This window comes from Thermococcus atlanticus (genome assembly GCF_054657855.1).
Window position 1 is genome coordinate 1,740,282 of sequence record NZ_BAAHXX010000001.1, and the last position, 25,422, is coordinate 1,765,703.

General features: G+C 50.7%; 27 protein-coding genes. 19 read left to right on the forward strand and 8 right to left on the reverse strand.

What is annotated here, in order from left to right; genetic code table 11:
- Positions 1 to 20 precede the first annotated feature (20 nt).
- Positions 21 to 1,895, reverse strand: a complete 1,875-nt coding sequence (locus ACYQ27_RS09315; protein ID WP_460041858.1) for a threonine--tRNA ligase — start codon at positions 1,893 to 1,895, stop codon at positions 21 to 23.
- Positions 1,896 to 2,008: 113 nt separating this feature from the next.
- Between ACYQ27_RS09315 and ACYQ27_RS09320 the strand changes: the two genes are divergently transcribed.
- From ACYQ27_RS09320 to ACYQ27_RS09335, 4 genes are read left to right on the forward strand one after another with little or no spacing between them, the layout of a single operon-like run.
- Positions 2,009 to 2,605, forward strand: coding sequence for an exosome complex RNA-binding protein Csl4 (locus tag ACYQ27_RS09320; RefSeq protein WP_456394077.1), 597 nt, complete (start codon positions 2,009 to 2,011; stop codon positions 2,603 to 2,605).
- 3 nt (positions 2,606 to 2,608) lie between these two features.
- A complete protein-coding gene (locus ACYQ27_RS09325) occupies positions 2,609 to 3,238 on the forward strand; it encodes a DUF2067 family protein (protein WP_456394065.1) in 630 nt (209 codons plus the stop codon).
- Positions 3,228 to 3,515 carry a DNA-directed RNA polymerase subunit L gene (locus tag ACYQ27_RS09330; RefSeq protein WP_456453545.1) on the forward strand — a complete coding sequence of 96 codons (288 nt, stop codon included), beginning with the start codon at positions 3,228 to 3,230 and terminating at the stop codon, positions 3,513 to 3,515. Before ACYQ27_RS09325 ends, ACYQ27_RS09330 begins: the two co-directional genes overlap by 11 nt.
- 34 nt (positions 3,516 to 3,549) lie before the next feature.
- Positions 3,550 to 3,936: a ribonuclease III family protein gene (locus ACYQ27_RS09335; RefSeq protein ID WP_456453544.1), complete on the forward strand. Its 387-nt coding sequence runs from the start codon at positions 3,550 to 3,552 to the stop codon at positions 3,934 to 3,936.
- Positions 3,937 to 3,941: 5 nt separating this feature from the next.
- On the opposite strand, the gene ACYQ27_RS09340 is transcribed toward ACYQ27_RS09335, so the two are convergent.
- On the reverse strand, positions 3,942 to 4,748 hold the full coding sequence (locus tag ACYQ27_RS09340; protein ID WP_456394075.1) for a sugar phosphate isomerase/epimerase family protein: 807 nt from the start codon (positions 4,746 to 4,748) through the stop codon (positions 3,942 to 3,944).
- A 97-nt stretch (positions 4,749 to 4,845) separates the two neighbouring features.
- Between ACYQ27_RS09340 and sppA the strand changes: the two genes are divergently transcribed.
- From sppA to ACYQ27_RS09395, 11 genes are all read left to right on the forward strand, one after another.
- Entirely contained in the window at positions 4,846 to 5,877 is a 1,032-nt protein-coding gene (gene sppA / locus ACYQ27_RS09345; protein WP_456394059.1) for a signal peptide peptidase SppA, read from the forward strand.
- Positions 5,878 to 5,881: 4 nt separating this feature from the next.
- On the forward strand, positions 5,882 to 6,343 hold the full coding sequence (locus ACYQ27_RS09350; RefSeq protein ID WP_456394057.1) for a PH1570 family protein: 462 nt from the start codon (positions 5,882 to 5,884) through the stop codon (positions 6,341 to 6,343).
- Positions 6,343 to 7,338: an AI-2E family transporter gene (locus ACYQ27_RS09355; RefSeq protein WP_460041522.1), complete on the forward strand. Its 996-nt coding sequence runs from the start codon at positions 6,343 to 6,345 to the stop codon at positions 7,336 to 7,338. The genes ACYQ27_RS09350 and ACYQ27_RS09355 overlap by 1 nt, the downstream gene beginning before the upstream one ends.
- Positions 7,335 to 8,273, forward strand: a complete 939-nt coding sequence (locus ACYQ27_RS09360) for a beta-ribofuranosylaminobenzene 5'-phosphate synthase family protein (protein ID WP_460041523.1) — start codon at positions 7,335 to 7,337, stop codon at positions 8,271 to 8,273. The genes ACYQ27_RS09355 and ACYQ27_RS09360 overlap by 4 nt, the downstream gene beginning before the upstream one ends.
- On the forward strand, positions 8,274 to 9,062 hold the full coding sequence (locus ACYQ27_RS09365) for an N-glycosylase/DNA lyase (RefSeq protein WP_456453541.1): 789 nt from the start codon (positions 8,274 to 8,276) through the stop codon (positions 9,060 to 9,062).
- Positions 9,063 to 9,185: 123 nt separating this feature from the next.
- Positions 9,186 to 10,232: an aspartate kinase gene (locus ACYQ27_RS09370; RefSeq protein ID WP_460041524.1), complete on the forward strand. Its 1,047-nt coding sequence runs from the start codon at positions 9,186 to 9,188 to the stop codon at positions 10,230 to 10,232.
- Positions 10,229 to 11,122 carry a homoserine kinase gene (locus ACYQ27_RS09375; RefSeq protein WP_456453540.1) on the forward strand — a complete coding sequence of 298 codons (894 nt, stop codon included), beginning with the start codon at positions 10,229 to 10,231 and terminating at the stop codon, positions 11,120 to 11,122. Before ACYQ27_RS09370 ends, ACYQ27_RS09375 begins: the two co-directional genes overlap by 4 nt.
- Positions 11,107 to 12,279, forward strand: a complete 1,173-nt coding sequence (thrC, locus tag ACYQ27_RS09380) for a threonine synthase (RefSeq protein ID WP_460041525.1) — start codon at positions 11,107 to 11,109, stop codon at positions 12,277 to 12,279. Before ACYQ27_RS09375 ends, thrC begins: the two co-directional genes overlap by 16 nt.
- Complete coding sequence (asd, locus tag ACYQ27_RS09385; RefSeq protein WP_456453538.1) at positions 12,276 to 13,283, forward strand: aspartate-semialdehyde dehydrogenase; 1,008 nt, start codon at positions 12,276 to 12,278, stop codon at positions 13,281 to 13,283. Before thrC ends, asd begins: the two co-directional genes overlap by 4 nt.
- 109 nt (positions 13,284 to 13,392) lie before the next feature.
- Positions 13,393 to 14,277 (forward strand): ABC transporter permease subunit, encoded by an 885-nt coding sequence (locus ACYQ27_RS09390; RefSeq protein ID WP_456453537.1) that lies wholly within the window; start codon positions 13,393 to 13,395, stop codon positions 14,275 to 14,277.
- Between the two features lie 8 nt (positions 14,278 to 14,285).
- On the forward strand, positions 14,286 to 15,203 hold the full coding sequence (locus ACYQ27_RS09395; RefSeq protein ID WP_456394073.1) for an ABC transporter ATP-binding protein: 918 nt from the start codon (positions 14,286 to 14,288) through the stop codon (positions 15,201 to 15,203).
- Between the two features lie 101 nt (positions 15,204 to 15,304).
- Here ACYQ27_RS09395 and ACYQ27_RS09400 read toward each other — a convergent pair whose 3' ends face one another.
- Positions 15,305 to 16,573, reverse strand: coding sequence for a UbiD family decarboxylase (locus tag ACYQ27_RS09400; protein WP_456394039.1), 1,269 nt, complete (start codon positions 16,571 to 16,573; stop codon positions 15,305 to 15,307).
- Positions 16,574 to 16,827: 254 nt separating this feature from the next.
- On the opposite strand from ACYQ27_RS09400, the gene ACYQ27_RS09405 reads away from it, so the two are divergent.
- The gene (locus tag ACYQ27_RS09405; RefSeq protein ID WP_456454053.1) at positions 16,828 to 18,204 is read left to right on the forward strand and encodes a DEAD/DEAH box helicase; all 1,377 of its coding nucleotides are present in this window, start codon (positions 16,828 to 16,830) and stop codon (positions 18,202 to 18,204) included.
- Here ACYQ27_RS09405 and truA read toward each other — a convergent pair.
- Positions 18,169 to 18,972: a tRNA pseudouridine(38-40) synthase TruA gene (truA, locus tag ACYQ27_RS09410; protein ID WP_460041526.1), complete on the reverse strand. Its 804-nt coding sequence runs from the start codon at positions 18,970 to 18,972 to the stop codon at positions 18,169 to 18,171. The two genes, ACYQ27_RS09405 and truA, sit on opposite strands and share 36 nt — an antisense overlap.
- Positions 18,973 to 19,258: 286 nt before the next feature.
- Between truA and ACYQ27_RS09415 the strand changes: the two genes are divergently transcribed.
- Positions 19,259 to 19,384 carry a hypothetical protein gene (locus ACYQ27_RS09415; RefSeq protein ID WP_460041527.1) on the forward strand — a complete coding sequence of 42 codons (126 nt, stop codon included), beginning with the start codon at positions 19,259 to 19,261 and terminating at the stop codon, positions 19,382 to 19,384.
- Here ACYQ27_RS09415 and ACYQ27_RS09420 read toward each other — a convergent pair.
- The 4 genes from ACYQ27_RS09420 to tdh all read right to left on the reverse strand — a co-directional run bounded on the left by ACYQ27_RS09420 (position 19,362) and on the right by tdh (position 24,122).
- Positions 19,362 to 19,799, reverse strand: coding sequence for a hypothetical protein (locus tag ACYQ27_RS09420; protein ID WP_460041528.1), 438 nt, complete (start codon positions 19,797 to 19,799; stop codon positions 19,362 to 19,364). The genes ACYQ27_RS09415 and ACYQ27_RS09420 overlap by 23 nt on opposite strands.
- Positions 19,800 to 19,805: 6 nt before the next feature.
- Entirely contained in the window at positions 19,806 to 21,482 is a 1,677-nt protein-coding gene (gene pheT, locus ACYQ27_RS09425; RefSeq protein WP_456454051.1) for a phenylalanine--tRNA ligase subunit beta, read from the reverse strand.
- A gap of 10 nt (positions 21,483 to 21,492) precedes the next feature.
- Positions 21,493 to 22,998: a phenylalanine--tRNA ligase subunit alpha gene (gene pheS, locus ACYQ27_RS09430; protein WP_460041529.1), complete on the reverse strand. Its 1,506-nt coding sequence runs from the start codon at positions 22,996 to 22,998 to the stop codon at positions 21,493 to 21,495.
- Positions 22,999 to 23,069: 71 nt separating this feature from the next.
- A complete protein-coding gene (gene tdh / locus ACYQ27_RS09435; RefSeq protein WP_456454049.1) occupies positions 23,070 to 24,122 on the reverse strand; it encodes an L-threonine 3-dehydrogenase in 1,053 nt (350 codons plus the stop codon).
- 199 nt (positions 24,123 to 24,321) lie between these two features.
- Here tdh and ACYQ27_RS09440 point away from each other — a divergent pair, with 199 nt between their 5' ends.
- The gene (locus ACYQ27_RS09440) at positions 24,322 to 24,555 is read left to right on the forward strand and encodes a TRAM domain-containing RNA chaperone (protein WP_456394031.1); all 234 of its coding nucleotides are present in this window, start codon (positions 24,322 to 24,324) and stop codon (positions 24,553 to 24,555) included.
- Positions 24,556 to 24,668: 113 nt separating this feature from the next.
- Positions 24,669 to 25,412 carry a MinD/ParA family ATP-binding protein gene (locus ACYQ27_RS09445; protein ID WP_456454026.1) on the forward strand — a complete coding sequence of 248 codons (744 nt, stop codon included), beginning with the start codon at positions 24,669 to 24,671 and terminating at the stop codon, positions 25,410 to 25,412.
- Positions 25,413 to 25,422: the final 10 nt, after the last annotated feature.

The window sequence follows — 25,422 nt, forward strand, 5'->3', positions numbered from 1 at the left end:
TGGAAATAAAAGCAGAAAAATCAGCCTCTGAACTTCGGTCTCTTTGAGAGGAGCAGCGGTAATGGCCTCGGCTTGTACGGAAAGCCTTCCGTCTTCTGTTTTATCTCCCTTATGAGGTCTTCAAGCTGCATCTCCGACCGGTCTCCTGCCCTCCTTCTCACCGTAACCGTGCCCTGCTCCTTCTCCTTTTCGCCCACGACAATGATGTAGGGCACCCACTCCTTCTCGGCCTTCCTTATCTTCTTGTTGAGCCTGTCGCCAGTATCATCGACATCCACACGAATCTTTGCCCCTTCAAGCTTCCCCGCAACGTAGAGGGCATAGTCCAGAACATCATCGCTGACCGGAATGACACGAACCTGTATCGGGCTGAGCCAGAGCGGGAGCATCGCCTTTGTGCCCCTCTTCGTTAGCTTTGCCTGCTTTTCAAGAACCGCATACATGACCCTCTCAATGGCTCCGCTCGGGGAGCAGTGCAGAATGAGCGGGTGCTTTTCCTTGCCTTCCTCATCGTAGTATGTTATGCCGAACCTTTCAGCGTTTTCCACGTCTATCTGAACCGTGCTGAGGGCGGCGGCTTTATCGAGGTTGTCCACGAAGTTGAACTCAAACTTCAGGATGAAGTAGAAGAACCTCTGCTTCCACATCTCTATGAGGACGGGCTTGCCTATTATCCTGACGAGCTCGATAATAAAGTCCCTGTTCTCGTTCCAGAAGTCCTCGGTAAAGCGTATTGCAACCTCATAGTCCTCCGGGGTGAGCCCCACACCCCTGAGCACCTCCATGCTGAGCCTGTACTGCTTCTTGAACTCGTCCATGGCCTGCTTTAAGTCCTTAGCAACGGTGTGCATATCCGGCATTGTAAACGCTCTCAGCCTTCTCAGTCCGGAGAGCTCACCGCGCTTCTCCCTCCTGAAGGAATATCTCGTCAGTTCATACATCCTCAGCGGCAGATGCCTGTAGCTTATCGTTGCATCCTTCTTGATGAGGAACTGGCCGAAGCATGCTGCAAAGCGGAGGAAGAATTTTTTATCCCCGCTCTTGACGACGTACTGCCTCGCAGGGAAGCGGTTGAGGTACTTCTCAAGTGCCGGGTGTTCGAAGTCGTACATGATCGGCGTCTCAACCTCCATGGCACCGTACTCGATGACCTTTTCCGTGACGTACCGCTCAAGGAGGGACTTGATGAGCCTGCCCTTCGGGTAGTAGCGCAGGTTTCCTGGGTCGCTTCCCGGTTCGTAGTCGACGAGCTCCTGATCAAGCATTATCCTGACGTGGGGAGGCTCCTCGGTGGCGATCCTGCTCTTGCTTATTTCGTAGTTTGCAAACTTCCTGAGGTTCTCGTGGCCGGTGAAGTCGAACTTATCCACCTCAACCAGCTCGCCTTCGGGCGTGAGGATGTACCAGTAGCTTACCAGCTCTTCCTCTTTTTTCAGTGCCTCCGAAACCTCCTCCTCGGCCTTTTCTCCGCCCGGCACTATCGTCCTTGAAAGCTCGGCCAGAGGGTGCCCCTTGCAGCTCAGCCTGAAGGCCTTGTAGTAGCCGAACGGAGCCCTCTTTACGATGTAGCCCTCCTCTCTGAGCTTTTCTTCAAGCTCCTTCAGAATGCCGAGGGCAAGGGCGGGCTTTGCAAGCTCGCTGCTTAGGTGGGCAAAGGGATAGATGAATATGTTCCCCGCCTTAACCTGAGAAGCAACACCCTTTATTTCCTCAACAGCCTTTCGAACGACCTCCTCCGGACCGCTTTCATCAACCTTCTCAACGCTTATGAAAACAGCCAATACCTCCTCAAGCCTTCCCTTTTTCATCTCATCGCCTATCGGCTCCGGGCTTTTTATCGCCTTGTCCTTAACCTCATATTCAAGATAGTCGCTATGGATCAGGAGCATTCTCATCTCTACCACCACCGTAAGCTCATATTCAATTACTAAAACCTTTTTCTTCAGCCTTATAAATCCAGCGGCAAGCTTAAAAGATTAGATCACGGAAACCTTTTGAGGTGTGGCGGATGGATAAAAAGAAAAAAATCAGGGAAGGCACGCTTGTTATCCCGGGCGATTACCTTGGGGTTATAGAGGAGTATCTTCCGGGGGAGGGGGTCATAGAGGAGAACGGGGAACTGTATGCAATGATACCCGGAAGGGTTAGAATAAACGAAAAAAAGATGGAAATCCGCATTGAGCCCGTAACTGACGTTCCTCCCCTGCCCAGGGTCGGGGACATAGTGATAGGCAAGGTCATAGAGGTGAAGCCACAGGCGGCCATAGTCCAGCTCTCAAAAATTGAGGGCAGAGGGGGCTACAGGGAAATAGCAACCTCCAAACTGGCCGGAATTCACATCTCGCAGGTCAGGGAGGGGTATGTTGAGGATATGAGGAAGGAATTCAAAATCGGCGACATAATACGGGCAAGGGTATTAACGGATGAGAAAAGTCCAATCCAGCTCACAACAAGAAATCCTGACCTCGGGGTCGTCTATGCCCTCTGCACCCGCTGCAGGAGTCCGCTTGTCAGAAGGGGAAGCCAGCTCATATGTCCCAAATGCGGAAACGTCGAGACAAGAAAGACTTCAACCCTCTACAGAAAGCTTCAGCTGACGGTGTGAAATATGGTGGCAAAAAAAGTCATTGTTATACATGTAAGGGATGATGCTGAAAAGGAGGAGTTCATGAAGGAGCTTCAGAGGCTTCGCGTTCCTGCCTTTATATATGTCCACGGAAAGCTGAACTCCCTGAAGATAACCGTTCAGGGCACAAAAGATGAGATAAGGGATGCCCTCAGGAGGATAAGGGAGATACAGCACAGGGTCAGGGCGAGGCTATACACAAACAGGAGAGGGCTTTACAGGTACGGCATCGAGGATATCTTCAGGGAGGCGGGGGTGAGTGTCTCAGCGCAGATCCTGCTGAAGACACTTGAGCTTGAGGGCGAATATGCGGAGTTCAACGGTGAAAGTCTCAAAACCTCCCTCCCGTGGAATGATATTGTCGAGCTTGTCAGGAATCTGGGAGGAATGCTCTCTGAGGTCTCCCTCCAGACCACCAGGCAGATCAGGGAGGTCGTCCTCCCCGTTGCAGCTGCCTTCAGCCTCGATCCGGAAGAGGTGCTTGACCTGCTTGTGGAACTCGGGCTGGCAGAGTATAAAGAGGATAAGTTTAAATACGAACTCGTGAAGAATAAGGAGCAGGCATTGAAAAGGCTGTTAGAACATCTAAAAGGTGAGGTTGATGAGGATTGAGGTCATAAAGCGTGAAGCCAACGTGCTCGAGTTCTATCTTGAGGGGGAAGACCACACCTTCGCAGGATTACTCAATGAGGTGCTCCATGAGAACAGGCATGTGGTGTTTGCAAGCTATGCCATCGAGCACCCTATACTCATGGCGAGGAAGCCGAGGTTCAAGGTGGTTACGGACGGGAAGATAACCCCCGAAAAGGCCCTTGAGGAGGCCGCCCAGAGGATTTTTGACAAGGCCAGGGAAGTCCTGAACCTCTGGAAGGAAGCCGCAGAGCGGTGACTTTTCCCTTTTCTCACTGCGGGAAGTGAATTTTATGAAATACCCGAATGACTTTAGGGATAAGAACCTCTCAAAATTCGGCGACTCCCTTATCAATTTCGTCTTCTCCCTGGCTCTGAGCGAGTATCTAGGCCATCCCTCCGCTGGGAGGGTTCCGAACGCATCCCTTGCGATGGCGCTTGAGCTGGCCGGCCTGAAGCATCTGTTTCCTCCAAGGACTGACAAACACGGGAAGGGAGACATAGCTGAGGCGGTCTTTGCATACGCATGGCTTGAAAGGAAAATAACGATAGATGAGGCTGCGGAAATTCTGAGGAAGAACCTCACGGATGACGTCATGAACTTCGCAAGAAAGAAAGAGGCGATTGGAAGGGCCTTCTGTGAGGTTTTTAAGGTCATAAAGGAAAGGCTGGAGCTTTAGAGGGATTAGAGGCTGGTCAGGAGTTCTATCAGGCCGTGTTTTGTGGGTATCTTCCTGAACTTCTCAGGATCCTTAATCTTAAGGAGGATCGGAACATCTCCAAAGAGCTTGAGCAGCTTGCCGAAGGGAATCCTGCCCTCTCCGGGCATCAGATGCAGATCACCGACGCCGTAGGCAAGGGCATCCTCGGGCTCAACCTGGGGGAAGAGCTTTCCGAAGTTGTCGTGTATCATGAGGATGATCGTCTTTTCCGTGCCGAGCTTGACATCGTCGAGAAGCTTGTGCTCATCTCCCTGGGCGCTGAGGAATGCGTGGGCGACATCGAGGGCGAAGCCAACGTTCTCCCTCTCAACGTTATCGACAACGTAGAGCGTATCTTTAACGCTGAAGGTGTTCTCAAGGGCTATCTTTATGTTGAAAGGCCTCACCATGTCTGCCAGCTGCTGGATGGCCTCTATTTCGAGGTCAAGCCTTCCCGTTTTCCCGCTCTGCATCACTATTACGCCTGCACCGAGCTTTATCGCCACATCCGCAATCGCCCTCGCGACCCTGAAATGCCGGGTGTAGTAGATGTGATCCCTGAGGTTGACAGATATCGGCATCCGTATTATGTAGTCAATGCCTACGCCCTTCAGGGTAATCTCAACCTCCCTCATGGCCTTCTCTATGACATGACCGTTCTTTATCAGGCCGAGTGCGTGGGGGAAAATCGATACAAAATCGTAGTTTTTTATCTTCACATCCGCCAGCAGCGAGGCCAGCGTCTTGTCTTTGCTGATAAAACTCGGATACACGCTTACTCCTATTTCCATAATCCTCACCTTATTGCGATATCTGTAGCGCCAACTATAAAAATCTTAGCAGGGGCATATTTAAAAATCCCGGAGGAATACTGAAATTGGTGGTATAATGGAAGAGAGGGAAAGGGAAATCTGGAAGTACCTCGCACTCATCCTCGCACTCCTGCTTGCGACGTCGATAATTGCAACCTCACTTCTCTACATCCAGAACTCCGAGCTTCAGAAGAGCTACATGTTTAACAGGACGGCACAGGCAAAGGTTGAGGTCAGAAACCAGACGGTGATAGTTTCAACCGGGAATACAACCGCACTGCAGGCCAGAATTGATGAGCTCCAGAGGGAGATTGACTATCTGAAGGAGCAGCTCAGGGAGAGGCAGATATCCGGAAACGTAAGCAACGCCACCCTCGCAATAGTTCCAATATTCGGGCCGATAGACGAATACACGGCCCTCAGCCTGATTCCGAAGCTGAGGGATATCGCAAAGAACAGCTCAATCCGGGGGGTTCTTCTCTGGATAGACAGTCCCGGTGGGTATGTGGGGCCTGTAAGAGAGCTCTACAGGGAGGTCAGGAAGCTCAGCTATAACAAACCCGTGGTTGCATACACGGGGGATATGATGGCGTCAGGTGCCTATTTCATAGCATGCGGCGCGGATAAAATCATCGCGGATCCTCTGGCGGATGTTGGCAGCATAGGGGTTCTCTATGTCCACTACGACCTTGAGCAGAACTATCAGAGAAACGGAATAAAGGTCGAGGTTTTCAAAACCGGCCCCTACAAGGACATGGGGGCGGAGTGGAGGGGCCTCACGGATGAGGAGAGGAAAATTATCTCCAACATGGTGGATGCATACTTCACGGATTTCCTTAACGCCGTGAGCACGGGAAGGAACATGACAATAAACGAAACAAAGAAATTCGCAACCGGAAGAACGTGGTTTGCGCTGAACGTCACCGGGACTCTCGTTGATGAAACCGGAGACCTCGATTACTCCATCAAGGTTCTGGAGAACATGGCAAATGTTTCGAGCGCAAAGGTTATTATCTATCAGGGGAATACCAGGGTAAACTTTGGGGTGTATCAGAGCACTGCCCTTTACATGGATCCGAGGTATATAACCGCATACATAAAGGGGTGAGGTTATGCAGTGCGAGGAGAAGCTTGAGGTGTTTGAAAACGGCTTTAAAGATGGGAGGTTCAACCTTGAAATACGGTTCTACGGCAGCGACTCCAGAAAGCTTCTCCTTGCGATTATCTACGAGCTTTACCTGCAGGATTACACTCCCGAATACGTGTATCCCTTCGAGTGCGCCAAGGAGTTCTGGGGCATTTACATGGATCCCGGCGAGGTGGTACCCGAAGAGCTCGAAACAGGAAGGGTGAAGTTCATAAACCGCTCCATAAAAGGAAGGCTTGAGAGGGCACTGGCGGAAATCGATGCCCCCGTGGCCATAGAGCTTGAGGAGGCGGATGTCCAGAAGCTCAGGGATGGGCTTATTGCCCTGGGGAGGAATTTCGTGCTGGATGAGGGCAGAAAAAGGCTCTTTGTATTCAACAAACCCTCCGCAGGGGAGCTCATACTCAAATATCTGAGGAGATTCTGATGAGGACTGAAACCGCTGTATGGATTGTTGTCTCCCTCATAATACTGCTTCTCACATGGGAGACCATACGTCCGGTGATAACCCCCGTGATATTCGCACTGACGATAGCATACATATTCCATCCCTGGCATAAGAACCTCGCTGAAAAAATCGGGGAGAGGAATTCGGGGCTGGTTCTTACGGGTATCCTTACCGTCTTCCTGATGCTCTTTGTAATCGGCTTTGCCCTGTGGGTTAACGAGGTTAAGACGTACCTGACCCTCTATCTGGATGTCTTCTTCAGGTGGCTCCTGAATCAGAATCTGCCGCCCAGCCTCTACGATGTTCTGCAGAGGGTTGCCGGCGATATCCTGAGACGGTTTGAGGACTACCTGCAGGCATACACATACTCCCTGCCGAAGCTCACACTGCAGGTCTTTGTCCTGATATTCACCTTCTATGGAATACTGCTGAACGCAAAGGCGATTGAAAAGGAGGTATACAGCCTCATGCCGTCCGAAAGAAGGGAGCTTGCACTGCGCCTTCTCAAGAAGGGGGAGGAGACACTCAGCATGCTCCTGAGGGTGTGGCTTGCATTCAGCGTCATTAAGGGAGCCTCACTGGCCTTTGCCTTCCTTATCTTTGGAATCGCAAACATAAGCGGAGCAATTGCGGCCGGTATATTCACCATAATCCTGGAGCTGCTGCCCGTGGTGGGTGGCTGGATGATGTGGCTCGCCGGAGCGGTGTATCTGTTTCAGGGAGGAAATGCATTGCTCGCCGTTTTGTTTAGTGTATACGGGTTCCTGCTGGTATCACCGGTGCCGGATTATTTCCTCAGGCACAGGCTCGCCCCGAGCAAAAGCGGGGTAAATGCCATCATAGCCCTGGTTGGAATTTTTGGCGGGCTTTTTGCCTTCGGAGCGGTTGGCATTATCATAGGGCCCGTGACGCTTGGCCTCGCAGCAACCCTGATTGAGGAGTGGAAGAGCATGACGGAGAGGGGGTATACATGATAGTGCGCACTCCGCGGAGGCTGCACCTCGGTCTTATAGACCCCTCAGCGACTCTGGGCAGAAGGTTTGGGGCACTGGGAGTTGCTCTTGAGGAAGGGTATGAGGTTGATGTGATTCGGGGGGAGAGGCTCAGGATAGCGGCCCGGGAAGAGGACAGGGATACCATACGTGATGCCATCGAGAGGATGGATTCCAGATTTAACACGGGCTTTGGATACCATATAAAGGTGGAGAGGGCAATTCCAAGGCATGTCGGGCTTGGCTCCACGACCCAGCTGACCCTCGCAGTCGGGGCGGCAATTGCAAAGATAAACGGCATTGATATCTCTGTGGAGAAGCTCGCGGAAATCCTCGGAAGAGGCAAAAATGGAGGCGCTGGAGTTTATTCCTTTGCCTACGGCGGGTTTATAGTCGATGGGGGAGCCAAGAAGGGAGTCCCTCCCATGATTTTCAGGGAAGACTTTCCGGAGGAGTGGGGGTTCCTCCTTATAATACCGGATGTTAAAGCGGGGCTGGACGAGAAAGAGGAAAAACCGATTATGGAAAATATAACAGGTTCCGGAAAGATTGCCATGGAAATTTCCCACAGAATTCTGCTCGGTCTCCTGCCCGCATTGAAGGAGAGGGACATTGAAGAATTCGGCTCCCATCTGAACGCAATTCAGAGGCTTGTGGGGAAGCATTTTGAGGCATATCAGGGAGGGGAGTTCAGGGAGGATGTAAGGCTTGCCATTGAGTTTCTGGCTGAAAAAACCTATGGCTGCGGTCAGAGCTCATGGGGGCCGACGGTTTACGGCCTGATCCTGAGGGAGATGGGGGCGGAACTGATAAACGAAGCCCGTGATTACATGAAGGAGCATGGAATAAGGGCCAGGATAGAGGTTGGAGTCCCGAGAAACCGGGGGGCCGAGATTGAAGATGTGGCTGGTGGGTGAATGACCCTCGACAGGTTTATCAAAATTCAGTATAGGGAGGACAGGGCTAGAACGGAAAGACTCAGGAAAATGTTGAGGGAGCTGGGGATAGAATGCGCCAGGACAATAGAGGAGAAGGTCGACCTGCAGTTCTCAGCCCTGTTACATCTCAGGGAAAGCCTTGAGGACGATGAGACATTCATAAGACTCGTGATTGCCAACGCACTCATATCCTACCAGCTGAACGCAACCGGGGAAGAGTGGTGGAGGGAATTTTCAGAATATTTCTCCAGAAATCCGCCCGGGAAGAGCATAAAAAATGCCTATGCAGAGTTTCTGCGAACTTCAAGGACAAACAGACGCCTTATCACCGGAAAACTTAAGAGGCTCCAGAGGATTGAGCCTTTTCTCCGGGAATTAACCCTTCGGGAGATGGAAAACTATTACGGGAACATGTCGGGCTTCAGAAACGACCTCTCGGGGGTTCTGGGTTCAAAGAGGACTGCAAAGACGATAGTCTTCAGCGTGAAGATGTTCGGTTATGCCTGCAGAATTGTCTTCGGCCATTTTATCCCGTATCCGATGGAAGTTGAGATACCCGATGACATCAGGATAAACGCATACACGAGGAGGTTCACGGATGCTCCGCCGGTCATCTTCTGGAACAGACTGGCCCGGGATGTTGGCATACCTCCCCTGCATATAGACTCCATTCTATGGCCTGTTCTCGGGAAGCATGCTGAGGTAAGGGAGAGGGTGAAAAAACACTGCCCGCAGGCGGATCTCGTGCTCATGCTGAGGGAGATTTAACCGGATCGCTGTTATTTCATCAAAATTCTTTATCAAAAACAGCCTGTTATTATCAAAACTCCAAAAAACCTTCAGAAAGCCTTATATTGAATGAGGACTCTCCCAGACAGGTGATTCAATTGGGTGGTTTACAAACTCTCCAGAAGAATAGTGGTTAAATTCGGGGGAAGTTCCCTTAAGAACTCTTTTGGAGAAGCCTTAGAGCTCGTTCAGCATCTCAGGGAAAACAACAGCGTTGTGGTTGTTGTCTCGGCCCTGAAAGGGATTACAGACAGCCTCTTGGAGCTCTCCAGAAGCCATGAACCCCGCATCCTGGATGAGATGGAGAGGCTCCATGAGAGGGCTGCCAGAAGGGTGGGGGCGGATATCTCGGGCTACTTCAGGGAGCTTGAATTCATCCTCGAAAACCCGGAGATGTTTCCTTCAAGGGATGCATGGAAAGATCATATCCTCTCCTTCGGAGAGAGACTTTCTGCAGAACTCTTTTCAAGGGCACTTGAAGGGAAAGGAATACCCTCGGTTCCGGTTGATGCGTTCCACGTTGTTGAAGCCAGGGGCAGGTTCGGTTGCGGTGAAGTTGATATTGAAAGGACCGCGGAGAAAATCCACCCGATAGAGAGGCTTCTGGAGAACGGAATGGTTCCGGTTGTAACGGGATTTCTGGGGAACAGGGGTGGGTTCAGGATAACACTCGGGAGAGGGGGCAGCGATTACACGGCTTCAGTCATGGGTTTGCTTCTGAATGCAAGAGCCGTCGCAGTGATGAGCGATGTAAGCGGGATTTACACGGCAGATCCAAAGCTGGTGAGGGATGCATTCCTCATACCCTTTGTCTCCTATCATGAAGCCTCAATGGCTTCAGCGCTTGGAATGAAAGCCCTGCACGAAAAAGCAGTAGAGCCCCTCCAGGATAGGATTCCCTTAATACTCGGGAAAACAAGCAGCTGGAAGCTCGGAACCCTGATTTCCAGGACGGGTTCGGGATGGCCGATAATCGTGCACAGAGAGCTTGAGGAAAGGGCGGAAATTTCGGTTATAAACACCACGGAGATTCCCGGGATAGGGGAATACAGGGTCTCAAGGAGAGGTTCCCATTATGTGTGCTTCTCCGTCGATAAAAGCGAACTAAGCCATGCCTTGAATGAGATTCATGAGGTGATTTTTGGATGAAGGTATTGACCCAGGCGACGGTGGCAAACTTCGGGCCGGGATTCGATGTCTTTGGCCTGTGCCTGAATGAACCCTTTGACGTCATCAGAATAAGGGAGAGCAGCAGTCTCACGCTCAGGGTGCATGGATTCAGGCTCAAAATCCCTGAAGACCCCCTGAGGAACGTCGCCTCAATCGCCGCTCTCAGGCTTGCCAGGATGGCGGGAGCTGAAGTCAAGTTTGAAATGAGCATCCACAAGGGAATAAGGCCGAAAAGCGGGCTCGGCAGCTCCGGAGCCTCCGCTCTGGGAGGGGCGCTGGCAATGGCAAAGCTTCTGGGGATTGAGGACAGGCAGCGTATAATAAAAGCGGCGCTTGAGGGGGAGAAAGCAGCATCCGGGAGTGCACACGGGGACAACGTGGTTCCCTCCCTGTTTGGAGGGTTCACAATAACAAAATCACTCTCACCTCTCGAAGTGTTCAGGCTCGATGTGGACTTCAGGCTCGTCGTCGTCCTGCCGGAGATTGAGATAAGTACAAAAAGGGCGAGGAAAGTGCTGCCGGAGTACGTGCCGCTGAAGGATGCGGTCAGGAATGTTGCGCTTGCCAGCGCTCTCATCTCGGCCCTCAAAGACGGCGACATCGAGACTGCCGGAAGGCTTCTGGATGATCATCTGGCCATACCGTACAGGAAGTCCCTCATGCCGTGGTTTGACAGGGTAAGAAATGCCGCACTGGAGAGCGGGGCATACGGTGTTTCTATCTCGGGTTCAGGGCCCGCAATGTTTGCCCTGGGTGAGGGGCTGGAGGGCATAGGGAAGGCCATGAAGGAGGCCTTTGAGGATGCCGGAATCAGAGCGGATTATCGGGTAGTTAAGGTGGGAGGTGGAGCAAAATGCTCAGATGTATAAAATGCGGAAGGGTATATGGGGAAGACGAGGTAAGGTACAGGTGCGAATGTGGAGGGCTGCTTGAAGTCATTGTGAATCTGGATGGGTCTGAAAACGTATTCGATGGGAGAAATATAACTCTCTGGAAATACAGGGGGTTTATTCCGGTTGAAAAGAGGGTTTCCCTCAATGAAGGGGGAACTCCCCTTTACCGGCTGGAGAACCTTCAAAAAAAGCTCGGAATGAAGGAACTTTATGTCAAGAACGAGGGAGCAAATCCCACCGGTTCGTTCAAGGACAGGGGCATGACGGTCGGTGTTAGCAAGGCTCTGGAGCTCGGGATGGAAAGGGTTATCTGTGCCTCGACGGGAAATACCTCGGCCTCTCTGGCCGCATATGCTGCGAAGGCGGGTATCGATGCATATGTTCTCGTTCCTGAGGGAAAGATAGCGCTGGGAAAGCTTGCTCAGGCCATAGTTTATGGAGCAAAGGTCGTTCCCGTGAGGGGGAATTTTGATGATGCTCTCGGATTAGTGGTGGAAGCAAGTAAAGAGCTTGGTGTCTACATGCTCAATTCAATAAATTCCTTCCGCCTTGAGGGACAGAAAACGATAGCATTCGAGATATATGACCAGCTCGGATTTGTTCCTGAAAACATTATTCTGCCGGTGGGAAACGCAGGAAACATATCGGCCATATGGAAGGGGTTCAGGGAGCTCTATGAAGCCGGATTTACGGACAGTCTGCCGAGGATGATTGGAATACAGGCTGAAGGGGCATCACCGATAGTGAGGGCGTGGAAGGGAGGTCAGGCCTTCAAACCTCTGAAAAAACCCGAAACGGTGGCAACCGCAATAAGGATAGGAAATCCAGCAAACTGGCCCAAAGCATGGCGCGCCGTGAAAGAATCGGGCGGTACATTTGAGAGCGTTGGCGATGATGAGATACTGAAGGCCCAGAAGCTCCTGGCGTCGGAGGAGGGAATATTCGTTGAACCCGCATCGGCATCCTCACTGGCGGGGCTGATAAAGATGGGGGATGAAATTGGCCCCGACGAAAGCACCGTCCTCATAACCACGGGGCACGGGCTGAAGGATCCAAATATAATCCTTGAAAACTTCACCCTTCCCGAACCGATAGAACCCACCATGGAAGCCTTCAGGAGGAGGATGGAATGAGAACAGCTGTGCTTGGAGCGACCGGGCTTGTGGGGAGGGAATTTGTTGCCCTCCTCCAGAACCATCCATGGTTTGAAGTGGAGAAGCTTGTCGCATCCGAGAGATCCGCCGGAAGAAAATACGGGGAGCTGGTAGAGGACTCTCCTCCCGAGTTTGCAGATATGGAACTGACGTCCCTTGAGGAATTTCTGAGAAATCCTGATGTGGAGCTGGTGTTCTCGGCGCTGCCGGCTTCAATTGCTGGCAGAGTTGAGGAAAAGCTGGCCCGACGGATTCCCGTGTTTACAAATGCGAGGAGCCACAGATATGAGGACGATGTGCCGATTCTCGTCCCAGAGGTGAACGAGAAGCACCTTGCGCTTGTGGAGACCCAAAAGAGGAACCGCGGGTGGGGTGGGTTTATAGTTGCAAACCCAAACTGCTCAACGGCCATACTGGCGCTTTCACTGGCACCCCTGAGGGAATTCGGAATCAGGAAAATCAGGGTGGCGACGATGCAGGCTGTAAGCGGTGCCGGCTTCTCCGGGCTTTCTGCGTTTGCCATACAGGACAACGTGATTCCGCTCATAGAGGGAGAGGAATGGAAGATTGAAAACGAAAGCAGGAAAATATTCGGAGAGATAATTGATGGAAAAATCGAACCCGCCGAATTCGGGATATCGGCAATAGCAGCAAGAGTTCCAGTCCTCCACGGTCACACCGAAGCAGTTTTTGTTGAGCTTGAAAACCCCGATATCAGCGAAATAAAGAAAGCCTTTGAACGGTTCGACCCCCTCAGAGCTTATCGCCTGCCTTCATACGAAAAGCCCATAGCATACAGCGAGGTTCCTCAACCGAGGCTCCACAGAGACAGGGGAAGGGGTTTAACGGTTACAGTTGGGAGGGTGGAGAATGCAGACAGCGGGATAAAATACGTCGCACTCGGCCATAATCTTGTCAGGGGCGCTGCGGGAGGCTCGATCCTTAACGCAGAGCTGGCCTATGCACTGAGAATCCTTCATTGAATCTCCTTCTTCCTCTTTTAAGATTTATTGGCTAAACCCTTATTGGGAGAAAAGTTTTTATATCTCCAATGTTAGTAATCTCTGGAAACCGTAACAGGGGTGGTTGCTTATGATGTGGGGATTCAGGCTGGAGTTCAAGCAGAATCTGAGAACAAAAAAGTTCTGGGTTATAATAGGCATAATGGCCCTGCTTTACATACCCTCATTCTACATCATGAAGTCCTTCTTCCTGCAGTCCGGAGAGAAAATAACAAATGAAGCTGCCATGAGCATGCTCATAAGCTCAATAACGGGGATGACGAGCTTCTTCGTCGCAATTCTGGCCCTTTTAATCGGTGCCACCGCCATAAACAGCGAAATTGAGAAGGGAACCCTCAGGATAGCCATGAGCAAGCCGATAAAGAGGCTCCATTACATAGGAGGGAAATTCCTGGCGCATATCCTCGTCCTCCTCATAGCAATCCTGTTCTCAACAGTAATCAGCATAGCAGGGATACTCTACATAGGGGGCTCGCTTACGACCCAGCTCGTAACCGATGTCCTCCTCCTGAACCTGCTGCTCCTTCTGGCCATGATACAGCTCGTGGCCCTCGGATACATTATCTCGACCCTCATAAAATCGGCCACCACAGCCCTCGGACTGGCACTGGCTGTGATGTTCATTGTGTTTATGATAGTCCCGAGCATGGTGGGATTCCTCGCAATCAAGGACACCATGAACAACCCCCACACCAGCATGGAGGAGGTACAGCAGATTCAGAAGGAATACACAACAAAATACCTGTTTTATGACCCCATATCGCAGGTCAAGGTAATAACAGGCGATGTATCCACAATGTCCTCCTCGAATTCAGGGAGGGTGGGGAACATCAGATACAACGGCGTTGCATACGCCATCAGGCACAACCTCACAAACCTTGCCCACATAATCTGGCTCACGGCCCTGTACCTGCTCGTTGGATTTTACCGCTTCCTCAGGATGGATTTGAGGTGATGGCGATGATACTGCACATAGAAAACCTCATCAAGACCTATGGTGATGTGAAGGCCCTCAATGGACTCAATCTCGAAGTCAGAAAGGGGCAGATTTATGGATTCCTGGGGCCGAACGGGGCAGGCAAAAGCACGACGATACTGAGCACACTGGGCCTTATATTTCCCCAGCAGGGCAGAATTGAGCTCTTCGACACTGAGGTTTTCAGGGATGGGAAATATGACGAGAGCAGCCTCGTTGAGGTCAAGAGAAAAATAGGATACATGCCCGAGCACGCCACCCTCTGGGAGTTCCTGACACCCCTGCAGACCCTGGACATGATCGGAGAGGCCTTTGGGATTCCGAAGGGAAAAAGGGCAGAGCGCTCCGAGGAGCTTCTGAAGCTCCTTAACCTCTGGGATGTAAGAAACAAGAAAGTGGGCAAGTTTTCAAAGGGGATGAGGCAGAGGCTCCTGCTGGCCCAGTCCCTCATCAACGACCCGGAGCTCCTAATCCTCGATGAACCCATGACGGGCCTCGATCCCTCGGGAATCGCAGAGTTCAAGGGCATAATCAGGGAGCTGAACAGGGAGGGCAAAACCGTATTCTTCTCCTCCCACATACTGGCCCATGTGGAGGAGATATGCGATACCGTGGGGGTCATCGTTAAGGGAAAGCTTATAGTTGAGGACAACCTCGAAAGCATCAAGCGCGAATTCCTCCGGAGGGCTGGCTATACAATAATAGTCGAGACAAGCAGACCGGTGTCGTTTGATGGAGTTGAATGGAAGGTGAGCCCCCTCGGAGAAAAGAAATACAGAATCGCGGCCCCGGGCGACATAAGGGAGGAAATTCACGACTTTGTGGCATCTCAGGGAGCCAAAATACTGACGATGCAGGTCAGAGAGCCCACCTTAGAGGAGATTTTCCTGAAAATGGTTGAATAGGGGCTAAGCTTTGCCCTTTCAAATTCTTCTTTTTGCTGAAGGGCGTTGTTGCATCTATATCCCATCTGGCAGCCAGGCTCTTCTCTGAAGAGGAGCGAGAGCTAAAGCTTTGCCCTTTCAAATTCTTCCCTTCTCTCAAGAGGCTTTGTGGCATCTATGCCCCATTTGGCGGTAAGGCTTTTCTCAGAGGAGGGATCAAGAGAGCTTCCGCGGGCATTGGGAATTAAAACCAGGTCTCTATCGGCCTGAAATCTCGTGGCCACAGCCCATTCAACATCCCTGTCGTCGTAGATGTCTATATCCTCATCGACCACCGTGACGTGTTTCAGGCTCGGGTGGCCGGCAAATGCCGCTAAGATGGCGTTCTTGCCATCCCCCTCATGCTGCTTTGTAATGCTCACAACGGCATGCAGCCACATCGCTCCCCCCTCAGTCAGCCTTACACCGTGAACCTTCGGCACAACCCTCTTAACCGCTGCATAAATCTGGGGCTCCTTGGGCAGGCCCATGAGCATGTAGTGCTCGTAGCCTCCGGGAAGGAGGGCATGGAAAACCGGGTTATCAGCATGATACATCCTCTCAAAAACCACAACGGGCTGCTTTCTGACGTAATCGTAGGTTCCGGTTATGTCCACAAAGGGCCCTTCATCCGTGAGTTCGGGCAGGATTTTGGCCTCAAACACAAATTCTGTCTCCACCGGAACCGGGATACCCCCAACCTCAACCACTTCCAGCGGCTTTCCGAAGGCTTTCCAGCTCAGGGATGATGCGATTTCAAGCTCGCTGACTCCATAGGCCACGCTTGTTGCTCCGGCCAGAAGAATGTGCACCGGATTTCCGACCATAATCCTTATGTCCAGCTCCTCCCCCCGCTCCACTTTATCCCGCCACATGGAGTAGAGATGCCTGGGGACGAGACGTATTGCCGCCCTCCTTTCGTCAACAACCATCATTCTGTGGAATGAGAGATTGACAAAGCCATCATCATCTTTTGCAGCTATAACCGCCGATGTAAAATATCTGCCTCCATCCTCCGGGAAATATCTGGGAACGGGCAGCTCCAGCAGCGAGAAATCCTCTGTCGAATTCTTCAGAAAAGGGGCATCCTTCACAGCCCGGTATGGCTGCGGATTTTCCATGCCCTCCGCCAGAATATGGAGGATGCCCTCCTTACCCACCCCGAGGTATCGGGCTATTCTCTCCCGGGTGCTCCATATATTGCCGGCAACCTGCCAGCCATCCACATCCTCAAAAAGGACAGGCCTGTCTCTGTATCTCAGCAGGTATTTTGTTATCTCAAGCTCCTTCCGCACGGGGGTGCTCACCCTGACAACCTCATCTCCAAAACCCTCAATAATCTCCCTGAGCATGATATCACCGTAGAGAATACTCCCCGGCCTTTTTAGCATTTTGTATTTTTCCCGCTGTTAGCGAGACCATTTCGAAATCAGGGCATGTCTTGATGGTTGAGTTATGCGGTTAGCCCCTCAGGTGGTTTTCCCTGAGGGTGCAAAAACTTCAATAAAGCATCAAACGAAAACAACCCCGACTTTGGACACGCCCCCTGAAATCAAAAAACCTATAAAGGGGCTTCTCCAAATTTTCAATTTGATTGCCAATGGGAATGGTAAGGCTTCGCATTCCAAAGGGCTCTGCAAAGGTCATTATTGAGAAAGCTGACCCGAAGATATATTTCCAGATATATGACCTGCTCAGCTACAAAAAGGACTATGGCAAATGGGAAAAGCCGGAAAGCCTGTACGACCCATATGAAAAAACCTTCCCCGTGGGCCTCCTGCCACGTGTGAAAACATTTCTGAACTGTAAGGGGTACAGGGTGAGGATAATAGACGAGAGGGATGATATGGGGGTACCCCTGAATTCAAAATGGAACCCGAAATACAGCCTTCGAAAATACCAGCAGAAGGCGGTTAAAAAAGCCCTGAAGGCCAAAATGGGTGTTCTGGCACTGCCGGTAGGCAGCGGGAAAACCATAGTTGGACTCAGGATAATACATGAACTCGACCTGTCGGCCATGATAGTTGTCCACACAAAGGAGCTCCTCTATCAGTGGGCGGAAAAGGTTGAGGATGTGCTGGGTCTGGAGGCAGGTATAGTCGGGGACAATAAATGGAACGAAAAACCCGTCACAATAGCCATGATACAGACCCTCCTGTCGAGGGGAGTCGATAAGCTGGAGCTTGAATACGCCGCAGTTCTGTTTGATGAATGCCACAGAACATCAGCCGCGGAGAAGTTTTACAGGTTGGGAATGTCCCTGCCCCAGGTCTACCGCTTCGGCCTTTCCGCAACCCCGTGGAGGAGGATCAGGGGGGAGGAGATAAAGATTGAGGCTGTTGTCGGACCGACTCTCTATGAGGTCAAGGCCGAGGATCTGATAAAGGAGGGCTTCCTCGCAAAGCCAAAATTTGACATCATAACCTATGAATCGAAAATGCCCTCCTTCAGCGAGCGCTACAAGGAGCTTTATGAGGACATGATAATGAACAACGAGGAGAGGAACAGGGCGATTGTGAAGAAAGCCCTTGAGCTCGCAAAAAAGGGGCACAGGGTTCTGATTGACGTGAGGAGGATAGAGCACGGCAAAATTCTCGTTGAGATGCTCAGAAGAAACGGCGTGAATGTTGAATTCCTGAGCTCACAGAGCCCTGACAGATGGGAGATTCTCGAAAAGTTCAAAAACGGCGAGATCAGCATTCTCGTCTCGACGCTGCTAAAGGAGGGCGTTGATATACCCGAGATATCAACGATAATCCTTGCGGGTGGAGGAAAAAGCGACATAATGACAATCCAGACCATAGGAAGGGCTCTGAGACCTAAAAGGGGCATGAAAGCCGTTATAGTTGATATACAGGACGACGATCCCCTGCTATTCACGCATTTCATTGAGAGACAAAAAGCCCTTAAGCAGTACTACGGGAGCTTCTATGACAGGGAAATGAGATCAAGGAAGTCCGGCATAAAAATCCCTGAAGAGTGATGCCCTGACAGCGGCAAGCTTATATCTTTCAAAGAACTCTTTCTTTGCCTTTTCCAGTGAGTACCCATCAATCTCAAAGCGCAGATTTTCGTATTCAATCTTCCAGAGCACCAGATTTTCAGCAGGTGCAGGGGGAAGCTTTCTTTTAACCTTCAGCTCCAGCATTTCCCTTATTTCATTCATTCCGAGAACCCCGAGACCGCACAGCTTTAGCGCCGTTACAATCCTCCTGACCATCTCCCACAGGAAGCTCTCTCCTGAGATTTCAATCACAGCGATGTCATTCTGTTTCATAATCCTCAGGTTCGTTATCCTCCTCACAGGATTTTTACCCCTCTCAAGGCGTGCGAAATTTGAGAAGTTGTGCTCTCCGATGAAGAGACATCCGCAATCTCTCATGGAGTCAATATCAAATCCCTCATCCGGAAGATAGTACCTGTAGGTCTTGCCCCTGGCGTAAAATCTCGGGTGGAAGTCCTCAGGAACCTCCGCTATCCCGAGAACCCACACATCCCTGAGCTGGTGGTTCAGGATTCTGGGCATGGCCAGTTTCGGATTTTCAGTGTTGAATGCAACGACATTAAAAAACGCCGAAACCCCCCTGTCAGTTCTGGAAGCCCCCTGAAACCCGGCTTCTCTGGGATCCCCTATTACCCCCAGCTTTCTGAGGGCCTTCAACAGCTCCCCCTCAACAGTCCTTACATCCGGTTGTCGCTGAAAGCCGTAAAATTTACTCCCGTCATAGGCTATCTTTAGGGCAATTCTCATTTACAATCCCGGATAATCTATTGGCCGTCCATTATAAAAGATTTTTGGGGGTGATATACTGTTTCCGTGCTTTTTTTATCAGAAATTCAGGGGCATCAATGCACACAAAACAGCCTCCATCACCCCTGAAAAGCATTGATGCCTTTCCCTATGTAAAAATTTACAAACGTAAAAGGAAAATATTCAGCCAATTTAAGATACGCCCGGTTTTTTTCGAATCATTGACAAGAACAGTGAGACAAACTTTAAATACTCACGTGCAGGATGCACACATGGAGGGGTTGAGATGGAGAACAGCTGTATAAATGATAAAGAGGTGCTCAGTGCGGTTGAGAATTTTGAAATAATGCTAACCCAGCTGATTAAGAGACTTGAAAAGAGGCTCAAGATTAAGAAGCCTTCCCTCTCTTAGCTCTCATTTCTCTTCTCTCGACAACAAGATAGCCCAGATAGGCAAAGCCATAAAGGGCCACCGCTGAACTTATCACCACCCCCATTACATCCGTCACGGTCATTTCAAATCTGTAGAGGGTGAGACCCAGAATCCCCGTGGCTATCAGAACGAGCAACATGAGCACCTTTATCCAGAACTCCCTGAGATAATCCACGATACCGAAAAGGAGCAGTATAACTATCTCAAAGTAGACATAGGCCTCCCTCGGCCCTTTTGTTTTCCAGTTGAATATCGTCAGCGCCACCAGCAGGAGTATAACCAGAAGCCTGCCCCAGTCCCTGTGCTCGCTCATCAGCTTGGGGAGATATGAGCCCAGAAGAAATGCGAGGGCTATTAAAAAGATTAAACCGAAGTTGAAGTTCATCTGCACCACCGGGTCTTATGGGGAAGGCCTGTAAAAAGACCTGAGGAAGATTTCAAACCCCGCCACAGGCATTTCCATACCCCAGTTCTCCAGCACCTGCGGATGAATCTCTCCGATTATTCCAACCTCTTTATCTCCCACGAGTATCCTTCCTGCCCTTCCCGGGATGAACGAACCGTGCTCAATCCCCTCTATTCTGTAGTCAGCCCCAAGATGGCGCATCACGCTATCGAGGATTTCCTTGGCCTCCGTGAATGTAACCCTCGGATGAGCGATGGCAACTGCCAGTTTGCTTTCACTAACGGTTTTTGTCTCCCTGTTCTCGTCTATCAGCGTGGCCTTACCGACTTCAAATATCCTCTGGGGGTACTCCTCATGAGTGTTTAAGCTGAGGAACTCCATCAGGCTTGGAAGAAGCCATCTGCGCAGGGCGCTCCATTTGGGACTTATCGGGTTTTCAATTTCCACGAGGTCCCCATACGGGATGTTCATCCTGGCAAACTGAGCATCCTTATTCGTCAGGTTGAAGGTCATGACCTCCTGAAGGCCAAAGCCTATCATAAGCTCCCTGACTGCGTTTTCAAAATCGATAAATTCGTCCCCCTTCCCCTGAACAACAAGCTTCGGCTCCTCCGGTTCTATCTCATTGTAGCCGTACGCAATGAGAACATCCTCAAGAACATCCCTCGGATGCATTATGTCGTCCCTGAAGGCGGGATATCTCAACCTGGCCTTTCCGTCCGCGAGCTCAACCTCATAGAACATCCTCTCAAGGAGCCCCTTAATCTCTTCATCGCTCAGCTCAACACCCGTGAGCTTTCTGATGTAATCAATCTCCACCTCAAAGCTTTTAGGGGTCAAATCCGGTGTCCTGATTTCAAAATCCTTGTATATCACCCTAACGCTCCTGATTTTTCCGCCGCGCTCTGCCATGGCCGTGACGACAACATTGAGTGCCAGCATTATCTTTTTCAGATCCCATCCGGTGATATCAACAAACACGTTTCTGGTATTCTCCGTAACCCTTCCTGTAAGCTCGGAGTTTATCACGGGCGGCATTGAGAGGACATTACCCTCGCTGTCGACGAGGAGCGGATAGTATGGTTTGTCCTTAATCAGGTGACCGTATTCCCTTCCCTTCTCGTGCTTCTCAAGAATCTCATCGAGGGTTAGCTCCTCTTCAAATCCAAGGGGTATGAACTTCTCATTCCTATCGGCGGCCCTGTAGTATATCGGAGGTTTTACTTTATCAAAGTCAAATATTCCTATGGCGACCTCCCTCCTTCTCCTCCCAAAGGTTAGAGCAACCTTTTCCTGAAGGTTTATCATCTGCCTCAAAGCTTCCTCATCGAGGCTGAGTCCCTCAACAAGCGCATAGACACCGTAGGGCCTTATGCTGGCGAGCTTTTCATCAACATAAACCTCGACGCCGCTCTCCTCCACATCATATCTGGGGAGACCGCGGCCCTTCCCGAGAGCCCATTTTATCTGCCTCGCTATTCCTTCGGCACTCCAGAGGTCGGGTCTGTTGGTATCCTTGGAGTCAGCTTTGAAGTAAATCTTTCCATCTTCTTCCCACATGTCATCCAGCTCGCATTTGGCATAGAGAAACAGGTCTTCCCATTCCTCAACCGTGAATGTTTCCCCGACGAGCCTTTCCAGATCATCCTTGGACACATCAAACTTCGGCATCCTCATCACCTCACCAGATTATCTTAGCCTCCCTGAGCCACTTCAGGTCGTAGCTGAACAGATAGCGGATGTCGTCTATTCCAAGCTTAAACATGGCCAGCCTGTCTATCCCTATCCCCCATGCTATGACAGGAACGTCTATGCCGAGAGCTTTGGTCATCTCCTCGCGGAAGATTCCGGCACCGCCGAACTCCACCCAGCCGAGCTCCTCGTGGTATGCACTCATCTGGACACTGGGCTCCGTGAAGGGATAATAGTCTGGCAGGAACTTGACCTTTTTTGCTCCAGCTATCTCAACGGCAAAGCGTTTCAGTATGCCGAGCAGGTGCCTGAAAGTCAGGTCTTCACCGACAACGAAGCCGTCGACCTGATTGAACTCGATGAGATGAGTCCTGTCAAGCACATCGGGCCTGAAAACCCTCTGTATCGTGAAGTATTTGCCCGGAATCTGAACCCCTCCGGCAAGCTGCCTCCCGCTCAGTGCGGTTCCATGAGCCCTCGGCATGAGTAGCATCGCCCTCTCAGGGCTCCACACATACTCCCAGCCTCTTGAACCTGTAATCCACCCGTTCTCATGAGCCGCCTTAACCCTCTCAACAAGCTCCTTTCCGGGCAGGTGCCCCGTTTTTGGATATTTAAGCTGATATGTGTCTGTCCATTCCCTCGCAGGATGGTTCTGGGGCTGGAAGAGGGCATCGAAGTTCCAGAACTGGGTCTCTATGAGACTCTCAGCCGTCATCTCGATGAACCCCATCTCTATAAGCTTCCTCCTGATCCTGTCGAGAAACGCTCTGTAAGGCTGCTTTTTCCCGGGATAAATTCTCCTAACAGGAGCTTCTATGTTGAAGCGTTTGAACTCAACTTCCCTCCATTTTCCCGACTTTATCAGCTCGGGGGTCAGGAAGGAAATCTCCTCTTTTATTTTCAGGTCCTTTTCAGCAATTCTCAGACCCTCCTCGGTTATCTCAACCTCCCTCTCGGTTCTGCTTTCCTCCTCCGCAATCTTCCTCCTTTTAAGCTCCCTGACAGGCAGGAGCTTTGAAATCTCGCCTGTTTCAACCTCGCCTTTTTCGGAAAGGAGTTTCAGCGCTTTATCAATCGGCCGCTCCCCAGCTTTCAGGCCTTTATCGGTTATCTCAAGGACAAGCTTTCCGTCTTCCTTCCTTACAGATACCCAGCCCTCCTTTCTCAGGATTCCCACAATGGGCCTGAGCTCGTCTTCGCTCAGAACCTCCTTCAGGTCATCCAGCGTGACCTTGCCTTTCTCCCTGAGAACTTTAAGGGCCCTCCTTTCAGGAAGTCCAATCTCAAGGTACTTTTTCCCTGTGTCTGTGAGCCTGACAAAATTTTTCTCCCTCTCATGGAGCTTTGCAAGCCCCTTGCTCTGAAGCCAGAGGACTGCTCTCATAACGGCAACCTGATCCAGACCAGTTTCTTTAACCAGCTCATCAAATTTTACCTTCCTCAGGTCTTTGAGTCTGATGAGAGTTATCTTTTCCTGATAGCTCAGGTCCATAAAGTCACCTCCCGGGTTGAATACGGATAGAAGTTACTTAAAAATTGCGGTTGAAAAAGATAGAAAAATTATCAGGCCTTCTGTGGGAAGAAAACAACCTTTCCGGTCTTGCCCGCCCGCATCAGCTCGAAGGCCTCTTCGAATTTATCAAATCCCTTGTATCTGTGGGTAAGCACAGGCTCAAGATTCAGCTTGCCGCTCTGTATGAGCCTTGAAACCGTATACCATGTGTTCCACAGATGTCTTCCTGTGATACCGTGGATGGTCAGCGATTTGAAGATTATCAGGTTGTTAAAATCTACCGTAACATCCCTCGGGAAGAGACCGAGCAGGGAAACCCGCCCACCGGGAGTTACCGCCTGCAGACCCTGTTCAAGGGCTTTTGGAGCACCGCTGAACTCAAGGAACACGTCGACACCGTTGCCGTCCGTTATATCCCTGACCTCCTTGACAACGTCCTCCTCGAAGGGGTTGATTATGTAGTCAGCCCCAACTTTCTCGGCCAGCTTCCTCCTGAATTCACTCGGCTCACTTACTATAACAGGATACGCACCGCTGGCCTTTGCGACGGTTATTCCCAGAAGCCCCAGCGGTCCGGCCCCTGTGATGAGCGTGCTTTTGCCCGCTATTGGGCCTGCTAAGACTGTGTCGACTGCATTTCCAAGGGGCTCCTGAAGCGAGGCATATTCCGGAGGCATGCCCTTGGGGTTCTTCCATGCGTTCTGGGCGGGGACTATTGCGTACTCGGCGAATACACCATCCATATCGACGCCAAAAATCTTCGTATTCTGACAGACATGGTAGTTCCCTGTCCTGCACTGATAGCATTTGCCGCAGACTATATGCGTCTCTGCGGAGATATAGTCGCCGACCTCAAGGTTATCGACACCCTGACCAACCTCTACGACTTCTCCGGCCACCTCATGCCCCATTATCTGGGGGGTCTTAATTCTGCTCTGTGCCCACTCGTTCCACTCGTAGATGTGCAAATCGGTTCCACAGATGGTGGTTGCCAGAACCCTGATCAGAACCTCTCCGGGCCCGGGTTTTGGAACATCAACTTCAACGAGCTCCGCTCCATAGGCAGGCTTTGTTTTCATAATTGCGAGCATCTTTTCATCCATCTTTATCATCTCCATAAAACGATTACATGAGTATCTAAATGGACATCCGATATAAATCTTTTGAACGAATCCCCCATACCCTGAGGCTCTCAGAAGATAAAGAAGACCGCGCCCCTCTTTTCAGGCATCATCGGCACCAAAGCTTTAAATACCTCAAGGGCATCTCTTATAATGCAACCCCTTACCGGTGGTGTCTGAGTTGGAGGGTAGAAGGTTTGAAGACAGACCGAGGAAAAGATTCACTTCCCAGCCCCCCGTTAAGGTTGGTGAAAGATACAGGGTAAAAATTGAGGCCATGGGAAAGGCCGGGGATGGTATCGCCAGAATTAAAGGGTTTGTTATTTTTGTGCCGAAAACTCAGATTGGAGATGAGGTTGAGATTGTTATAAATAATGTGAAGCAGAAATTTGCATTCGCAGAGGTCATTGGTTAAAGGGGTTTTATGTTCTTGTTCTTTTAATATTGTCTCATTTATCAGAAAACCTTATATTCTGTTTAGGTTAAAAAATCACGTGGACTAGGGAGGAGCACTGAGAGGGAGCTTAAATGGCGGTTGTTATTGTAACAGGCCGGGGGGGTGCAGGAAAAACCACAACAACAGCCAATCTGAGTGCCTATTTTGCCGGCCGGGAATACCGCGCACTCGCAATTGATGGAGACCTGTACCTGCCCAATCTTGGCTTTCATTTTGCACTTGAGAATGTTAAATACACCGTTCATTCGCTTTTGAAGGATCCCAATATGGATCCAGAGTGGGCAATTTATAAACACCCCGATACAGGGGTCTATGTTATGCCGGGCAGCACAAATCTCCAGGATGTCCTTGGAATCTCCCCCAAAAGGCTCAGGGACATAGTGGAGGACATGAAGTATAAGTTCGGTGTCGTATTCGTGGATTCTCCAACGGGTGTTCCCTTCGATACACTGCCAACCTTCGAGGTGGCAAACTACCAGCTCATAGTCGTGGAGATTGAGAGATCCCCCATCTACTCCTTTGAGATTATGGTGAAAAATGAAGTTGAGAAACTGAAGGCACTTGGAGATGAATACGGCCTTAAAATCGGAGTCATTTTGAACAAAATAAGGGAATCACAGGATGTTGTGAATGATATAATAGAGGCCGTGGAGGAGGATTTAAACGTCCCTGTTCTGGGCGCAATTCCATTCGATGATACGGTTCCTTCTTCAATAAACGTGGGAGTTCCCGTGATCCGGTACAGGCCCAGGAGTTATGCGGGGATTGCATTTAAAGAAGCGGGGCAGATTCTTGAGGAATGGATGTTTGGATGAGGAGGTGCCT

Coding starts and splice junctions, on each gene's coding strand:
- tdh (WP_456454049.1), bottom strand. CDS start 24,122: ATGGATGAAAAGATGCTCGCAATTATGAAAACAAAGCCTGCCTATGGA.
- ACYQ27_RS09405 (WP_456454053.1), top strand. CDS start 16,828: ATGGTAAGGCTTCGCATTCCAAAGGGCTCTGCAAAGGTCATTATTGAG.
- sppA (WP_456394059.1), top strand. CDS start 4,846: ATGGAAGAGAGGGAAAGGGAAATCTGGAAGTACCTCGCACTCATCCTC.
- ACYQ27_RS09350 (WP_456394057.1), top strand. CDS start 5,882: ATGCAGTGCGAGGAGAAGCTTGAGGTGTTTGAAAACGGCTTTAAAGAT.
- pheT (WP_456454051.1), bottom strand. CDS start 21,482: ATGCCGAAGTTTGATGTGTCCAAGGATGATCTGGAAAGGCTCGTCGGG.
- ACYQ27_RS09320 (WP_456394077.1), top strand. CDS start 2,009: ATGGATAAAAAGAAAAAAATCAGGGAAGGCACGCTTGTTATCCCGGGC.
- ACYQ27_RS09445 (WP_456454026.1), top strand. CDS start 24,669: ATGGCGGTTGTTATTGTAACAGGCCGGGGGGGTGCAGGAAAAACCACA.
- pheS (WP_460041529.1), bottom strand. CDS start 22,998: ATGGACCTGAGCTATCAGGAAAAGATAACTCTCATCAGACTCAAAGAC.
- ACYQ27_RS09365 (WP_456453541.1), top strand. CDS start 8,274: ATGACCCTCGACAGGTTTATCAAAATTCAGTATAGGGAGGACAGGGCT.
- ACYQ27_RS09360 (WP_460041523.1), top strand. CDS start 7,335: ATGATAGTGCGCACTCCGCGGAGGCTGCACCTCGGTCTTATAGACCCC.
- ACYQ27_RS09340 (WP_456394075.1), bottom strand. CDS start 4,748: ATGGAAATAGGAGTAAGCGTGTATCCGAGTTTTATCAGCAAAGACAAG.
- ACYQ27_RS09375 (WP_456453540.1), top strand. CDS start 10,229: ATGAAGGTATTGACCCAGGCGACGGTGGCAAACTTCGGGCCGGGATTC.
- ACYQ27_RS09330 (WP_456453545.1), top strand. CDS start 3,228: ATGAGGATTGAGGTCATAAAGCGTGAAGCCAACGTGCTCGAGTTCTAT.
- ACYQ27_RS09315 (WP_460041858.1), bottom strand. CDS start 1,895: ATGAGAATGCTCCTGATCCATAGCGACTATCTTGAATATGAGGTTAAG.
- ACYQ27_RS09415 (WP_460041527.1), top strand. CDS start 19,259: ATGGAGAACAGCTGTATAAATGATAAAGAGGTGCTCAGTGCGGTTGAG.
- ACYQ27_RS09325 (WP_456394065.1), top strand. CDS start 2,609: ATGGTGGCAAAAAAAGTCATTGTTATACATGTAAGGGATGATGCTGAA.
- truA (WP_460041526.1), bottom strand. CDS start 18,972: ATGAGAATTGCCCTAAAGATAGCCTATGACGGGAGTAAATTTTACGGC.
- ACYQ27_RS09335 (WP_456453544.1), top strand. CDS start 3,550: ATGAAATACCCGAATGACTTTAGGGATAAGAACCTCTCAAAATTCGGC.
- ACYQ27_RS09400 (WP_456394039.1), bottom strand. CDS start 16,573: ATGCTCAGGGAGATTATTGAGGGTTTTGGAGATGAGGTTGTCAGGGTG.
- asd (WP_456453538.1), top strand. CDS start 12,276: ATGAGAACAGCTGTGCTTGGAGCGACCGGGCTTGTGGGGAGGGAATTT.
- ACYQ27_RS09390 (WP_456453537.1), top strand. CDS start 13,393: ATGATGTGGGGATTCAGGCTGGAGTTCAAGCAGAATCTGAGAACAAAA.
- ACYQ27_RS09355 (WP_460041522.1), top strand. CDS start 6,343: ATGAGGACTGAAACCGCTGTATGGATTGTTGTCTCCCTCATAATACTG.
- thrC (WP_460041525.1), top strand. CDS start 11,107: ATGCTCAGATGTATAAAATGCGGAAGGGTATATGGGGAAGACGAGGTA.